This is a genomic window from Streptomyces aurantiacus (genome assembly GCF_027107535.1).
GTDB lineage: Bacteria > Actinomycetota > Actinomycetes > Streptomycetales > Streptomycetaceae > Streptomyces.
In genome coordinates this window covers 94,686-109,975 of the sequence record NZ_CP114282.1, presented here as the reverse complement: position 1 = coordinate 109,975, position 15,290 = coordinate 94,686, and the positions used below count along the sequence as shown (strand labels likewise).

Here is a 15,290-nt window from a genome sequence, read left to right as displayed (position 1 = left end):
CCGGTCATGTATCGACTTCCCTGGGCGAAAACCGATCAGCGGGGAGCGTCACACCGCCGCGGCGGCCCCGACTGGAACCCCCTGCCCGCCCACCTCTTCGACACCGCCGCCACCACCCTGGAACTGTGGGACCGCTACCTCTCCCCCGCCCTGCGCACCCGGCTCGCCGACGCGTTCGGCGCCGGCGACGAACAGCTGGCGCGCTCCGTCACCGCCTTCTACGCGGCCCTCCACGATCTCGGGAAGGCATCCCCCGCATTCCTAGGCCAGTTCGGCCGCGGCCGCTACGCCACCTCCCGGCTGCGCAGAGCCCGCCGGCTGTGGGAGACGGCAGCACGAGCAGGCGGCCTGCCCCTGCCCGCCGACTGGGCCGCCGCCAGATGGGCACGCCACGAGCACGTCACCGCCGCCGTCCTGCCCCGGCTGACAGGCTGCGACTGCAGTCCCGCCGACTGCCACCACCATGCGCACCGCCAGCTGCTCGCAGTCGCCTACAGCCTGGCCGGCCACCACGGACACATCCCGGACACCGACACCGTCAGCAAAGCCCTCGGCGCGGCACCGGCCGAGTGGACACCGGTGCACCAGCAGATCGTCCAGGCAGTCGCCGCCGCGACAGACGTCGACCTCGCCCGGCTCATCAGCATCGTCCAGCCGCGGCGGCCCTCCGCCCTGACCGCCTTCACCGGCCTCGTCGTCCTCAGCGATTGGATCGCTTCCAACGAAACCCACTTCACCTACCGCAAAACATCAGAAACTGATGCGGAATGGTTCAAAAAGTCACGCGCCGAGGCGGAAGCCGCACTCACCAGCCTGCGCCTGGACCGCTGGCACACATCGGACACCACGTGGGAACACCTGTGGCCGGGCACCAGCCCTCGCCCCTTCCAGGCCGAAGCCATGCAGATCATGCCCACCACCGGCCCGGCCCTGGTCATCGTCGAATCCGACACCGGCTCCGGCAAAACCCGCCTGGCCCTGTGGTGCGCCCACCACCTGGCCGTCCGCAACGGCTACCAAGGCCTCTACATGGCAATGCCGACCCGCGCAGCCACCAACCAGACCGCCGCCGAGATCGAAGCGTTCATGAACCGGTCCGTCCACACCGACACCGCAAATCTGGCGATCGTGCATGGCACAGCCGCCGCCACACAAACCGTGCACCGCCTCATCGACGCCGCCCGCCCCGCCCCGCCCGACGAAGCCGCCGGCAGCGCAATCGAAGACCTCCTCGGATTCGTCACGGACACCCTCGACACCTGCACCCGCCCCGCCGACACCCCCCAACACCACACCCCAGCAGGACGGGCCGTCCTCGACCCCTGGTACCTGCGCCGCTGCCTCGGCCTCATCGCCACCTTCGGAATCGGCACCATCGACCAGCTCGTCCTCGCCACCCAAAAATCCCGGCACTGGTTCCTCAGAATGCTCGGCCTTATGGGCAAAACCGTCATCATCGACGAAGCTCACGCCTACGAGCTCTACCAGCAAGATCTGCTGACCACCGCCATCGAATGGCTCGCCGACGCCGGTGCCTCCGTCGTCGTCCTGTCCGCAACCCTGCCCGCCTCCGTCCGCCAGGCCCTCACCACCGCATGGTGCACCGGCCTGGGCAACCCCCTCCAGGACACCGGCGAACGCGGGCCCATCACCGTCGTCGACAGCACCGGCCGCCTCCGCCGCACTGGCCCCCCAGCCGACCAGAGCCCACAACTCCACACCGCCATCCAGCTGGACAACGACCCAGGCCCCCAAAAACTGGCCGCCCAGCTCCTGCGCCACGCCGCAGACGGCGGCTGCACCGGCGTCATCCGTACCCGGGTCACCTCAGCCGTCGCCCTCTACGCGCAAGTCCGCGCCCAAGCCGCCCAGCACGGCTGGCACGACGACGAGCTGATACTCCTGCACGGCCAGCTCATGCCCCGCCACCGCCAGCCCATCGAAGAACACCTCACCCACCTGCTGGGCCCCGGCCCCGAAACAGCCCGCCGCCAGCAGCAGCCCAACCCGCACCGCCCCCACCGCCTCCTCGTCATCGCCACCCAGGTCATCGAACAATCCCTCGACCTGGACTTCGACCACATGACCGCAGACCTGGCCCCCATCGACCTGCTCATCCAGCGACGCGGCCGAGTCCACCGCCACCCCGTCAACGACCCCCACCGCCCCAACTGGTGCAACCAGCCCGGCATGCGGATCCTCTACCTCCCCGACCCCACCGCCCCCGGCCTGCCACAGGTCGAACCCCCAGCCCCCGGCAAACCCGGAAACGCCGACGGATACGTCTACTCCCCCTACACACTCGCCGCGACCTACCGCCAACTCCACAACCGCCGCGGACCCGACAACCGCGTACACCTCTCCACCCCACGCGACTCGAGCACCCTCATCGAAGCGGTCTACGGCCCCCGCCCCGAACCCGAACACGCCTGGGCACCACTGCTGGACCGCACCTGGACCAACTGGCAAAACAACCTCAGCGCAGAAAAAGCCGAGGCCACTGCCCGCGCCGTCCACCCCTACACCGCCCGGAAACGAACACCCGTCGGCATCAAAGAGCTGGCCTCCGGCACAGCCCACGGCGACGGCGACGAAGGCGGACTCGCCGGCATCCGCGCCGTCTCCCGCCTCGGCGACCCATCCATCACCGCCATCTGCCTCTACCAACAGCCCAACAGCAGCCTCAGCTACGACCCCGCCGGCTCCCTGCCCGCAAACCTCACCGACACACGAGCAAGCGGAACAGCAGCCCACCGGCAGCAACAGCGGGACCTGCTCCTCAACACCCTCGCCATCCCCGCCACCTGGTTCCGCGGCACCCGGCCCCTGCCCTCACCCGAGACATGGCCGGTCCCCAATGAGCCGACACTCACCCGCGCGCACGTGATCCTCCTGGCCCCGGACGGCACCTGCATATCCGGACCGGCCGGACGCATCACGTACAACCCCACCACCGGCCTTTCCAAGCACTGACAGCACAACACCGAAATAGAGGAAGAGACACCCCGCATCCCCGCACACGCGGGGCAATGGCACTCCGTTGTAGTTATGAGAGCCATACCCGCACCAGCGGGACCCCTCCACCCTAAAGGCCACCCCCCTGGGCACCGCCACCATCCACCCCGCACCGAAACAGTCGATAGCACCCTGCACCGCAGGGACGGCCCCATGGTGAGGCCGCCGGCTTCCCAACCCGCCTTCCACTGCGCCAACGTGACGGGGCATAGGTGTAGAGATTGACCGCAATGACAGAATCGGCGGAAGTGGTGAAAACGGCCCCGGCCTTGAGGGAAACTCGCAGGTGACGCAGTCTGCTCCCCGCGCCTGCGGGGATGGCCCCAACCCGGACGACCAGCCTGCCGAGCCGACCGGCTGCTCCCCGCACCCGCGGGGATGGTCCCGTCCTGATCGGTGTGGAGTCCGCAGGCGCCACCTGCTCCCCGCACCCGCGGGGATGGCCCCCCGGCTGCGCGCAGGTCCTGCATCCGCTCCCGCTGCTCCCCGCACCCGCGGGGATGGTCCCCAGCCCGTGAAGGGGTTCTTCGCGAACCTCAACTGTTCCCCGCACCCGCGACATTGACCGCAATGCTGGAATCGGCAGAAGTGATGAAACGGCCCCGGTCCTGAGGGAAACTCGCAGGTGAAGCAGTCTGCTCCCCGCACCTGCGGGGATGGTCCCTTCTCCAGCGCCCGGACGATCAGGTTCGACCGCTGCTCCCCGCACCCACGGGGATGGTCCCATCAGCGGGAACGTCATCCCGCCCTCAGTGAGCTGCTCCCCGCACCCGCGGGGATGGCTCCCGCGCGCTGCCGTCGGCTGGGTCAACGTGACGGGGCGTAAGTGCAGATATTGGCCGCAATGCCGGACTCGGCGGAAGTGGTGAACGGCCCCGGCCTTGAGGGAAACTCGCAGGTGACGCAGTCTGCTCCCCGCGCCTGCGGGGAAGGTCCCGTGGGGAAGGCTGTGGGCCTGGAGAAGCGTGGCTGCTCCCCGCGCCTGCGGGGATAGTCCCATCCCCAGCTTCGGCAATGCGTCGCTGGACTGCTGCTCCCCGCGCCTGCGGGGATGGTCCCATCGCCGTGGCCGCGGCGGAGGACAAGCAAACCTGCTTCCCGCATCCGCGGGGATGGTCCCTTCCTCAGCTCGACGACGGAGTCCATCGACCCCTGCTCCCCGCACCCGCGGGGATGGTCCCTGCGACGAGACGCAGACCCTGTCGGTCGCCAGCTGCTCCCCGCACCCGCGGGGATGGTCCCTGCGACGAGACGCAGACCCTGTCGGTCGCCAGCTGCTCCCCGCACCCGCGGGGATGGTCCCTCGATGATCTCGGACGGCTGTGCCGAGTCCGGCTGCTCCCCGCACCCGCGGGGATGGTCCCAAGAAGCTGATCTTCGTCTTCCTGGCCGGCTGCTGCTCCCCGCGCCTGCGGGGATGGTCCCAGCTTCGCGCACTCGCATATCAGGCTCAGGCTCCAGGACGGCCTGCCGCGAAAGAAGTGGGAGGACTGCTCGACCTAATCGACCCGAAGCTCACCGGCTGCGGCGACCGCGCCTTTCTCGACGCCGTCCGCAACTTCACGGGCACCCCTGACCAGCTCTACCAGGACACCAAGATCAAGGCTGCCACGAAGACCTGGCTGGAGCGAAACTTGACCTGCCCTGCGGCACTATCGACGCTGCAGGATGGGCCCTGATCCCGGGGCAGCCGGCCGCCGTACGGTTCTGCGCGGCAGTATGGCGGCCGTGTATGCAGGAAAAGGCGGCTGAGGACTTCCTGTACCGATCTAGGGGCTGTCCGATGGGTCGTGTGAGCTGATCGGGGCCGTAGCTTAGGCGCAGATGAGCTTCCCCGAAGGCGCCGTCGTTGGGCTCGCTGGGCACTGAGAGCTCGTCGCAATCCGCCCACGCTTGCCTGCGTCGGCCTCTCAGGCTCTGCTATGCGCCCAGTTGAGGTCCGACACGGTCCAGCAGCTTCCCCATATGTCAGGAGTCCCGCTAGATTCATCCCCTCACGGCAGGGGGGGAGATGGCAGGCGACATCGATGACCCGTCGACCCCGGCGGGTCTTGCGCGCCTCGATGCCCGCGAGAGTGATGAGCGAGACTTGGTAGATGGGCAGCTGCCCATGAGTGCGCGGGAAGAGCAGATCAGCCTCGCGTTCACTCGGATGATCACGTACGCCGCTGGCTGTGCCGTCAAGACGCACGATACGGACTATGAGGGCGTGGATCTCACCATCACGTCGTCTGTGGAGTACAAGAGGATCCTTGGTCCGCAGTTTGATTTGCAACTGAAGGCCACGATCCAGCACAGTCGCCTCGCCGAGGAGCACTTGGCGTGGCCGATGAAGGTCAAGCCCTTTCGCAAGCTGGTGAGGGGTAACAACGGTAAACGGCACATCCCTGCATATCTGGGAGTGCTACTACTTCCAGAAGACGCGACCAAGTGGGTAGACGTCGATGAGAACCGTCTGATCACCGAGAGTCGCATGTTCTGGCAGGCAGCGTCAGAGTTCCCGGGCGAGACGACGTCGCAGTTGACCCAGACAGTCCACCTACCCAGAAGTAACCTGTTCACGGTTGAGCAGTTGCTCCGCATCATGGAGACCATCGGGAACAACGAGGGAGGTGCCAGGTGAGCGTTGCTGAGCTGAGCAGCTACCGTGAGGCCGCCTCGACGCTTACGCCTAGCGCGGTGTCTCAGTTCCTGGCCGCGCACGACTGGGAACTTGAGACCCGTCAGGAACAGATCCGCGAGATCTGGCGCCTCACTTCCAGCAGCGGCGCTCTAGAAGGTCGCATCATGGTCCCGCTCGCCACTGCGTACACAGACTTCCAACAGCGGTTCCAGGAGACCCTGGAGTCGCTGGGGTACATCCATAACTGGGATGCTCAAGAGCTTCACGAGCACATCATCGGTACTCACGCGGATCTCTTTTTCGTCCGGCTTGACCAAACTATGACGGATGGAACGATCCCGTTCCATCAGGCCGAGAAGACCATCCAAGCGCTGTACAAGATGATGAGGGCGGCAGCGACCACCGCTGCCTCTCCTTCGCATCCACATCGTGGCCGGCTGCCGTCTGGGGTCTCGGACTTCTTGGACGAGGACGTGCGACTTGGGCACACCAAGAGCGGAAGCTTCGTATTCACGATCGTGACTCGTTTGGGCGAGTCCCTACTCCCGGCTGAGGTCGAGGGCGACGTCGAGCCAGCGGATGCCCCCCAGCGGTTTCCTAGGCGAGTCATGGAAACACTGGCCCGAGGGCTGGAGACCACTGAACGGCTAAGTCGACAGTGGGATGAGCGAGTGATTGACGCCCCCGGGAGCCAGGGAGTAAGCGCCAGTCTGATCGAATCGCTTGAAGACATCGCCGCGCCGCACCTGCGTTCCGTAGACCTCTCCTTCGAGTGGGCTGCTGCCGCGCCACGGCCTGATGTGGGGCTGGCCACGATCGTGCTTGATCGCGACGTCATGGCAGAACTGCCCAGGGTCCGGGAACGTCTCGTCCGACAGGAAGAGCCACCTAGACAAGAGACGCTGGTGGGGCTGGTGAAGACACTTAGCCGCGATGAGGCGTCCACTGATGACGAAGAGACTGCGTCAGTCGTGCTGACCGCCGACGTGCACGGCAAGCTGCGCAGGGTCCACATGACCCTGTCCGGTGAAGATCACAATTGGGCCGTCATCGCGTACCAGCGCAAGCTGCCGTTCACCGTTACTGGGATGTTGGGCTTCGAACGGCGAGCGTGGCACCTGACGGGTGACCTCGTGGTCGACTCGAGTTTCCTGCGTCACGCGACGAGGGGTCAGCCAGGGCCCGAGAACTCTTCCTAGCGGATAAGGGCAATCGACAGAGTGGGGGTGCGGGTTACCGCGAATGCCCCCATTCACCGCCGCAAGACGTCGGCCCGTAGGCATATTCCATGATGCCGTCGCCCAGCTGGGCGTTGCGCCGCATGGTGTCGGGGCCCAGCAGCAGAGGAGCGGAAGCACTCCCGGCGGCATCCATGTGGCCCCGCTCACGGACCCGCGGGATGGTCCCTGCAGGTCGGCCGAGCCCTCGATGACCTGCTCCCCCGCACCCCGCCTGCTTCGTCTTCGACGCTGGCGTCCTCTTCTGCTACTTCTCCCCGCACCTGCGGGGATGGTCCATCTCCGACGAAATGCCAGTTCTCGAAACTGCACTGCTCCCCGCGCATGCGGGGATGGTCCCGTCGACATCAGTCCGTTGGTCGCGGCGACCCTCTGCTCCCCGCACCCGCAGGGATGGCTCCCGCGCGCTGCCGTCGGCGGGGCCAACACGACGGAGCGTAAATATAGATATTGACCGCAATGCCGGAATCTGCGGAAGTGATGAAAACAGCCCCGGTCCTGCGGGAAACTCGCAGGTGACGCAGTCTGCTCCCCGCGCCTGCGGGGATGGTCCCTGGATGCTGGGCCTGCCCCCGTTCCTGCCCGCCTGCTCCCCGCGCCTGCGGGGATGGCCCCGTCGTGTTTGCCGAGTTCCCGGCGGTCGTTCCCTGCTCCCCGCACCCGCGGGGATGGCCCCTGCGGCGTCATCCACACCACCGAAGGTCGGACTCTGCTCCCCGCACCCGCGGGGATGACCCCAGGCCCAGGACGAGGGCGAGCACGAACGCGAACTGCTCCCCGCACCCGCGGGATGGCCCCGGCTCCAGGCCGTCTCCGCCGTTGCTGTCGGCCTACTCCCCGCGTCCGCAGGGATGGCTCCCGCGCGCTACCGTCGGCGGGGTCAACGTGACGGGGCGTAAGTGCAGATATTGGCCGCAATGCCGGAATCGGCGGAAGTGGTGAACGGCCCCGGCCTTGAGGGAAACTCGCAGGTGACGCAGCCTGCTCCCCGCGCCTGCGGGGATGGTCCCGTGGGGAAGGCTGTGGGCCTGGAGAAGCGTGGCTGCTCCCCGCGCCTGCGGGGATGGTCCCGTGCCCTCCCACGAGTTGATCTCAGTGGACTGCTGCTCCCCGCACCTGCGGGGATGGTCCCCACCTCGTCCGGCACCACCAGTGAAGGCCAGCCTGCTCCCCGCATCCGCGGGGATGGCCCCTGGACGCGAGCGCTGAGTAGATGGCTCGTGTGCTGCTCCCCGCACCCGCGGGGATGGCTCCCGCGCCCTACCGTCGGCGGGGCCAACACGACGGAGCGTAAATATAGATATTGACCGCAATACCGGAATCTGTGGAAGTGATGAAAACAGCCCCGGTCCTGCGGGAAACTCGCAGGTGATGCAGTCTGCTCCTCGCGCCTGCGGGGATGGCCCCGGGGGATGCCCGGGGATCGCTGAGGCGAGTTCCTGCTCCCCGCACCTGTGGGGATGGTCCCCAGGCCCTGGGCGCGGGCCTTGGCCTGGGTGGCTGCCCCCCCCCCCGCACCTGCGGGGATGGTCCCGTGTGCCGGAACTGGTGCGGGTGCAGCGGCTTCTGACCCCCGCACCCGCGGGGATGATCCCGACAGGAACGCGCCGCTGCTTGACCGCAGGTCCTGCTCCCCGCACCCGTGGGGGATGGTCCCACCATGAGGTCCAGGTCGAGGTCGGCCACGCGCTGCTCCCCGCACCCGCGGGGATGGTCCCGTGGCGGATCGTGCCCCAGGCCGCGTGGGAGGCTGCTCCCCGCACCCGCAGGGATGGCTCCCGCGCGCTGCCGTCGGCGGGGTCAACGTGACGGGGCGTAAGTATTGGTATTGCCGCAATGCCGGAAGCGGCGGAAGTGATGAAAACAGCCCTGGTCCTGCGGGAAACTCGCAGGTGATGCAGTCTGCTCCTCGCGCATGCGGGGATGGTCCCAGGGCGGTGTAGTCGTTGGTCGCGAATTTCGTCTGCTCCCCGCACCTGCAGGGATGGTCCCCGGTCAGCGGCGAGTTCGCCCTGCGCCCGGCCTGCCTCCCGCACCCGCGGGGATGGTCCCGACAGGTGCTCCTCGCACCGGCCCGTGTGCTGCTGCTCCCCGCACCCGCGGGGATGGCCCTCGCGGCATGAGCGGCGCCCGGGAGGAGTGGATCTGCTCCCCGCATTCGCGGGGATGCTCCCGGCTCCTCGAAGCCACGGCCCGGGTCTACAACTGCTCCCCGCACCCGCAGGGGTGGCTCCCGCGCGCAACCGCCGGCGGGGCCAATGTGACGGGATGTAAGTGCAGATATTGCCGCGATGCCGGAATCGGCGGAAGTGGTGAAAACAGCCGCGGCCTTGAGGGAAACTCGCAGGTGACGCAGTCTGCTCCCGCACCCGCGGGGATGGTCCCTTCTCCAGCGCCCGGACGATCAGGTTCGACCGCTGCTCCCCGCACCCGCGGGGGTGGTCCCGTCGCACGGGCAACAGGATGGACGCCGCCGATTGCTCCCCGCGCATGCGGGGATGGTCCCTGCAGCGTCCAGCCCTTCGCCAGCACGTGCTGCTGCTCCCCGCACCCGCGGGGATGGTCCCGGTCTCCGACCCTCATCCACGATCTTGAAAGGCTGCTCCCCGCACTCGCGGGATGGCCCCGGGTAGCAGTCCGCTTGATCCTCGCCGTAGCCCTGCTCCCCGCACCCGCGGGAATGGTCCCGACAAGCTGCGTAGCACTCGGGAGCTCGCGGACTGCTCCCCGCACCCGCGGGGATGGTCCCGCCGTGTCGCAGATGATGCGCACCGGCCTGGCCTGCTCCCTGCACCCGCGGGGATGATCCCGCCCCCACACCCCCATACGACGCAGGAGTGGCCTGCTCCCCGCACCCGCGGGGATGATCCGAGTGCCCGCCCACCTGCCGGAAGTGCCGCGAGCTGCTCCCCGCACCGGCGGGGATGGTCCCAACTGGGGCCTGGAGTGGAAAGGGCTGCAAGCCTGCTCCCCGCACCCGCAGGGATGGTCCCGAGGCCGTGGCCAAGGCGCGCCGGTACCGGGCCTGCTCCCCGCACCCGTGGGGATGGTCCCGGCTCGTCGAGGAGGCGCAGCTGCCCGTCGACCTGCTCCCCGCACCCGCGGGGATGGTCCCTGGGTGGTGCGGCCGACGTCCGACGACAGCTGCTGCTCCCCGCACCCGCGGGGATGGTCCCTCCTTCGCCCGCTTGATCGTCGCCGCGACGCTCTGCTCCCCGCACCCGCGGGGATGGTCCCATGCGGGCCGTGAAGCCCTCGATCTCCCGGCCCTGCTCCCCGCACCCGCGGGAATGGCCCCCGTGCGCTGCCGTCCGCTGGGTCAACATGACGGGACGTAGGGGAAGATATTGACCGCAATGCCGGAATCAACGGAAGTGATGAAAACAGCCCCGGTCCTGCGGGAAACTCGCAGGTGACGAAGTCTGCTCCCCGCGCCTGCGGGGATGGTCCCAGCGACGAGAGCCAACGGCGTGAGTGCGGCTCCTGCTCCCCGCACCTGCGGGGATGGCCCCAAGGGCATCGTCGGCGTCTGGAACAAGGTTGCCTGCTCCCCGCACCCGCGGGGATGGTCCCCACGTCTTGTCGACCCCGGGCGTGCCGCCGTGCTGCTCCCCGCACCCGCGAGGATGGTCCCTGGCTGGTGAGCCGGTACGCGGATCCGCCGCCCTGCTCCCCGCGCCTGCGGGGATGGTCCCCCGCTCACCTACGTCACGGACGTCGCCACCGCCTGCTCCCCGCGCCTGCGGGGATGGTCCCGCATCGGGCGACATCTCCAGCCTGCCGAACCCCTGCTCCCCGCGCCTGCGGGGATGGCCCCCCGAGCACCCAGTCCCGCCGCACCACCCGGGTCTGCTCCCCGCGCCTGCGGGGATGGTCCCTACATCGACATCGCGTACACGGCCCTCGTCTGCTGCTCCCCGCACTCGCGGGGATGGTCCCGCCCACAGCTACTGGGACGGCACCGGTTCCAGCTCCTCCCCGCACCCGCGGGGATGGTCCCGTCGCCCGTGCACTGGAGTCGCCACGCAGCAGCTGCTCCCCGCACCCGCGGGGATGGTCCCACCTGCCCCACCAGGCTTTAGCCTGAGAACACCTGCTCCCCGCACCCGCGGGGATGGTCCTGCACTGCTCGCGCCGCTCCTTGACCGGCACGGCTGCTCTCCGCGCGCTGCCGTCCGCTGGGTCAACGTGACGGGGCGTAAGGGGAAGATATTGACCGTAATGCCGGAATCGGCGGAAGTGATGAAAACAGCCCCGGTCCTGCGGGAAACTCGCAGGTGACGCAGTCTGCTCCCCGCGCCTGCGGGGATGGTCCCGTGTCGAGGGGCTCAAGGCCCGGGTACTCGTCCTGCTCCCCGCGCCTGCGGGGATGGTCCCTCCTCGACTGTCCCGCGGATCTTCTCGGTCTGCTGCTCCCCGCGCCTGCGGGGATGGTCCCGAGTTGGTTCCCGCCCGATGTCGTCGATGCCTCTGCTCCCCGCGCCTTCGGGGATGGTCCCCGGGTGAGCAGCGCGTCCGGGCGGCAGCCAGCCTGCTCCTCGCGCCTGCGGGGATGGTCCCTACGCAGTGACCGTCCGCGTCGCCGGCAGCGGCTGCTCCCCGCACCCGCGGGGATGGCCCCTGTGGGCCGTCGGCGACGGGGCCGCGTTCCTCCTGCTCCCCGCACCCGCGGGGATGGTCCCGGAACGTACGTCCGAGACAGCTCGCCCTTCACCTGCTTCCCGCACCCGCGGGGATGGTCCCACGGTGACAAGGCGTGTCGCCCGCGCCGCGGACTGCTCCCCGCACCCGCGGGGATGGCCCCAGCAAGGTCCCTTCGCCCGGTGAGACCCTGCTCTGCTCCCCGCACCCGCGGGGATGGTCCCGACTGGGAATCCGCCGGCACCCGCCTCCGCAACTGCTCCACGCACCCGCGGGGATGGTCCCAAGTCGGCCACCGTCCTGCTCACCGCAGGCACCTGCTCCCCGCACCCGCGGGGATGGTCCCGGCTGGCAGCTCAAGGCCATGCCAGGCGCCGTTTGCTCCCCGCACCCGCGGGGATGGTCCCCGCGAATACCGGATGGTGGACTCCCGGTGAGCCTGCTCCCCGCACCCGCGGGGATGGTCCCACTTCGAGGTAGCCGTCGGTGCGGACGTCGAGCTGCTCCCCGCACCCGCGGGGATGGCTCCCGCGCGCTACCGTCGGCGGGGCCAACACGACGGAGCTTAAATATAGATATTGACCGCAATGCCGGAATCTGCGGAAGTGATGAAAGGGGGCCCGGTCTTGAGGGAAACTCGCAGGTGACGCAGTCTGCTCCCCGCACATGCGGGGATGGTCCCGCTGTGCCGATCTCGCCTTCGCACGAACGGTGCTGCTCCCCGTACCTGCGGGGATGTTCCCCGGCAGTACCGAATTAGGGCTGGCCTCTGCGGCTATCGCTAATCGATGGCTCACCAGCAACCCCGAGTCACCGTTTCATGCGGCGAAGCCGACGTTGGTCACGTACTCGTACTGGCCCCACTGCGAGCCGAGGTCGACGACCTGGTCCACCCACGCCTCGTCCAGTTCCTGGTTGTTGCCGGCTGCCCACGCGGCGACGATGCGCTCCCACCGGCGGACGTTCATCGTGCGGAACTCGACGGCGCGCTGGCGGGGCCGGTCGACTCGGGACTGGTTGATGGGGTGGATTTCCACGCGGGTGCCGCGGCCGTCCTTGTTGAGGCGGGCGGTGAGGTAGCGGGCGACGTTTTCGCGGCGCACGGTGCGGTAGGCCTGCTCGAGCGCGGCGAGGTTGCGGCGGGAGGGTGTGCGGGTTCCGGTCTGCCAGGCGCGCAGGGTGCGGTCGGTGACGGTCAGTCCGGCCGCGCGGGCGGCCTGGCGGGCGTGGTCAGTACGGGTGAGGTAGTGGAGCCGGGCGAGCAGGCCTCGCCGTGCGGTGACCGGGGTGGCGATGTAGCCGGCGAGGGCGTCCAGCTGCCGGGCGACGGCTTCGTGGCCTTTGATGCCGTGGGCGCCGTACTTGCCGAACTCGATGTTCCGCTCAGGCATGGTCTCTTCCGAATCCAGAGTGGTGGATCACTGTACGGGGCTGGGAACGGCGTTCTCCCGTCCCGGCGAAGGAATTTGACGCCAGGACGGGTGATCGACGCTAGGAGACGCCCTCAGGAGGCTCGTGGGCCGGGCCGTTGCCGGTGCCCACGGTGTAGACGTCTTTGACCTTCACTTCGGTGACGCCGCGGCCTTCGGGGAAGACGGCCCGCCAGTCGCCGGTGACGTGGAGTTCGTCGGTGCCCATCGCGCGGACGACCATCAGGCCGTGGTCGTAGGCGCGGTGGGCCTTCCACCACAGGTTGGCGAACGCCTGGGAGCGGATGAGGTGCATCCAGTCGGTGCGGTAGAGCTCCCGGTTGTAGTTCGACTCCCCCAGTGTCGAGACGAACTTCGAGTACATCGCCTTCACGTACTCCAGGGTGACCGTGTCGTCCTCGGCGATGGCCCGGTCCCGGGCGTCCTTCAGTGCGATGCGGAACTTCTCCAGCAGGCCCTCGGTCGCCCCGGACGTCCACGACTCGTGGATCTGAGGCGGGTCGCACAGCCCGTACTTCGGCCCCGACAGGCGCAGCAGCAGGCGCAGGGTGGGCTCGGTGACCCACAGGGGGCCCGGCTCGTCGCGGTTGCCGACCGGGTTCGGCAGCACCGCCTCGTGCTCCCACACGGGCGGGGTGATCAGGTGCAGGCCGGCGCGGCGGCGGTCGTGGTGGTTGCCGGTGGTGTGTTCGAGCTGGCCGAGCGGCAGGTGCGTCTTCCACGCGGAGAGGTAGGCGCCGTTGATGTCCAGCGCCGTGATCTCGTGCTCGCCCGCGGGGAGCTCCGGCCGGCTCCACTTCGGGCGGGCCTCCCAGACCTGGTCGGCGCCGCGGGCGGTCTGCTTGCGCAGGATGTCGGGCAGCCACGGATGGGCGACGACGTCGTAGCGTCCGCCCCTACGGGTGTGATCCAGGAGCGCCATCGCGTCCGGGATCGCCCGCTTGATGAGCGCGGCCGTCGCGGCGTCAACGTCGCCAGCGTGTTCGGCGAGCGCGGCCGCCACCGCGGAGCCGATCAGGTCCGGGGTGTCGGAGGCCGCCTGCGCCCGGCGGCCCACCGGCATCACCTTCACACTGCCAGCTGCTTGCCCCGGCTTCCTGGCCTGAGCCGGCTTCTGCGATGCCGGGCGGGGCGCGGGCTTCTGTGCCTGCGCGGGTGCAGACGCGGACGCGGCCGGGACGCACTCAGCAGGATCCAAGTGCTGGGGGAACCCTTCGACCTGATGCCGGGCCGGCTGCCCGCACAGCACACACGGCTGAGGGGCGGCCAGGACGTCAACGGCGGCGTCGTCCTGGCCGGCGGTCTGCTCGGCTTCCGCCAGCTTGTCGTCCTCTAGCTGGCCGTCGGCCGCTGCCGCGGCGTCCAGCTTGGTGCGGGCTCCCTCGAGGAAGTACGCGTACGCCTCCCGCACCTCCTTGCCGCTGGGGTCGCGGCCTGCCTCCCATCCACCGACGGCCGACGGACTCACCTTCAGGGCCTGCGCGAGTTCCGCGCGCGTGAGGTGCAGGCCTTCGCGCAGCCGGCGCCGCTCCTGAGCTGGCGGCAACGGGGTTAGGTCCGAGGGCGAGGCCGCAAGCAGGGTATCGATCGCATGGAAGTCACTCACCGTGATCACCCTTCGTTGACTCGGGCCGGGTGGCATCGCGGGCACTTCTCCCCGCTGCCCATTTCCCCAAGAGTCCGGAACCGCGGGTTGAGGCGTGCCGCTGGTGAGCCGGGCCCGCATTGGGTGCACCACTCAGGCAGACCGGACCGGCGAGGCTTGGTGGCGACCGACGTCAGCGGTTCCGTAGACATGTCCACGTGGTGCATGAGGTCTTTCCAACCGCGTGATGGCATTTCTCGTGCCCGATCGCACAGCCAGGCTTCCGGCAGGCCCTTAGCCAGCAGTTTGGTGGCGTCGCGTTCCATTTTTGCCCGGGTCCCGTTCAGTACGGGCCGTCCGAGGGCAGCGGTGTACGCGGCCACGATCCGGTCTCGTGCTGCTGCGTTTTGGTCTGTGCGTTCCCGTTGCTGTGGCAGCTCGGTACCGGGGTGGTTGTGGTCATGTTCTTCGAAGGGAGCCTGAGTCTCTCTCTCTTCGTCCGAGGGGGCGTTTCTCGCACGGGCAGCCTCACGCGTACGGGGAGGGAGAGAAGAGGGTTCAGAAGAAGGAAGGAGAAGGGGTGCAGATTTCGCACCCCCTGTCCCTGCGAGATCTGCCGGGGGGGCTGCGAGACCTGCCGAGGGGGCCGCGAGGGGGGCGGCAGATCTCGCAGGGGGGTCTGACCTGGTTGTTTCTGAGGGGACCTCTTCGAAAGTCAACTCCTCAACAAAGGTCGGACCGTAGTCCTTGCGCGGCCT

At 68.8% G+C, this 15,290-nt stretch carries 6 protein-coding genes and 4 CRISPR repeat arrays; of the genes, 4 read left to right on the top strand and 2 right to left on the bottom strand.

The genetic code is table 11. The features are described 5' to 3' along the window. Positions 1–6: 6 nt before the first annotated feature. The 4 genes from cas3 to O1Q96_RS00440 all read left to right on the top strand — a co-directional run bounded on the left by cas3 (position 7) and on the right by O1Q96_RS00440 (position 6,837). Positions 7–2,973, top strand: coding sequence for a CRISPR-associated helicase Cas3' (cas3, locus tag O1Q96_RS00455; protein WP_269246294.1), 2,967 nt, complete (start codon positions 7–9; stop codon positions 2,971–2,973). Positions 2,974–4,496: 1,523 nt separating this feature from the next. Further along, entirely contained in the window at positions 4,497–4,694 is a 198-nt protein-coding gene (locus O1Q96_RS00450) for a hypothetical protein (RefSeq protein ID WP_269246293.1), read from the top strand. A 332-nt stretch (positions 4,695–5,026) separates the two neighbouring features. Then, entirely contained in the window at positions 5,027–5,638 is a 612-nt protein-coding gene (locus O1Q96_RS00445; protein WP_269246292.1) for a DUF4365 domain-containing protein, read from the top strand. Next, positions 5,635–6,837, top strand: a complete 1,203-nt coding sequence (locus tag O1Q96_RS00440; RefSeq protein ID WP_269246291.1) for a hypothetical protein — start codon at positions 5,635–5,637, stop codon at positions 6,835–6,837. The genes O1Q96_RS00445 and O1Q96_RS00440 overlap by 4 nt, the downstream gene beginning before the upstream one ends. Positions 6,838–7,856: 1,019 nt before the next feature. Next, a CRISPR array of direct repeats spans positions 7,857–8,126; the repeat unit is 25 nt; unit sequence CTGCTCCCCGCGCCTGCGGGGATGG. Between the two features lie 1,470 nt (positions 8,127–9,596). Further along, positions 9,597–10,170: direct repeats of the CRISPR family, unit length 25 nt; unit sequence CTGCTCCCCGCACCCGCGGGGATGG. Between the two features lie 127 nt (positions 10,171–10,297). Beyond that, a CRISPR array of direct repeats spans positions 10,298–10,994; the repeat unit is 25 nt; unit sequence CTGCTCCCCGCACCCGCGGGGATGG. A 168-nt stretch (positions 10,995–11,162) separates the two neighbouring features. Next, positions 11,163–12,042: a CRISPR direct-repeat array (repeat unit 25 nt; unit sequence CTGCTCCCCGCACCCGCGGGGATGG). A 293-nt stretch (positions 12,043–12,335) separates the two neighbouring features. Here the strand turns inward: O1Q96_RS00440 and O1Q96_RS00435 are convergent. Then, positions 12,336–12,908: a transcriptional regulator gene (locus tag O1Q96_RS00435; protein ID WP_269246290.1), complete on the bottom strand. Its 573-nt coding sequence runs from the start codon at positions 12,906–12,908 to the stop codon at positions 12,336–12,338. Between the two features lie 100 nt (positions 12,909–13,008). Further along, positions 13,009–14,553: a helix-turn-helix domain-containing protein gene (locus O1Q96_RS00430; RefSeq protein WP_269246289.1), complete on the bottom strand. Its 1,545-nt coding sequence runs from the start codon at positions 14,551–14,553 to the stop codon at positions 13,009–13,011. Between the last annotated feature and the right edge of the window lie 737 nt (positions 14,554–15,290).

Bases quoted from the DNA above. Each gene is read 5' to 3' on its own strand.
- cas3 (WP_269246294.1), top strand. From the start codon at position 7: ATGTATCGACTTCCCTGGGCGAAAACCGATCAGCGGGGAGCGTCACAC.
- O1Q96_RS00435 (WP_269246290.1), bottom strand. From the start codon at position 12,908: ATGCCTGAGCGGAACATCGAGTTCGGCAAGTACGGCGCCCACGGCATC.
- O1Q96_RS00445 (WP_269246292.1), top strand. From the start codon at position 5,027: ATGGCAGGCGACATCGATGACCCGTCGACCCCGGCGGGTCTTGCGCGC.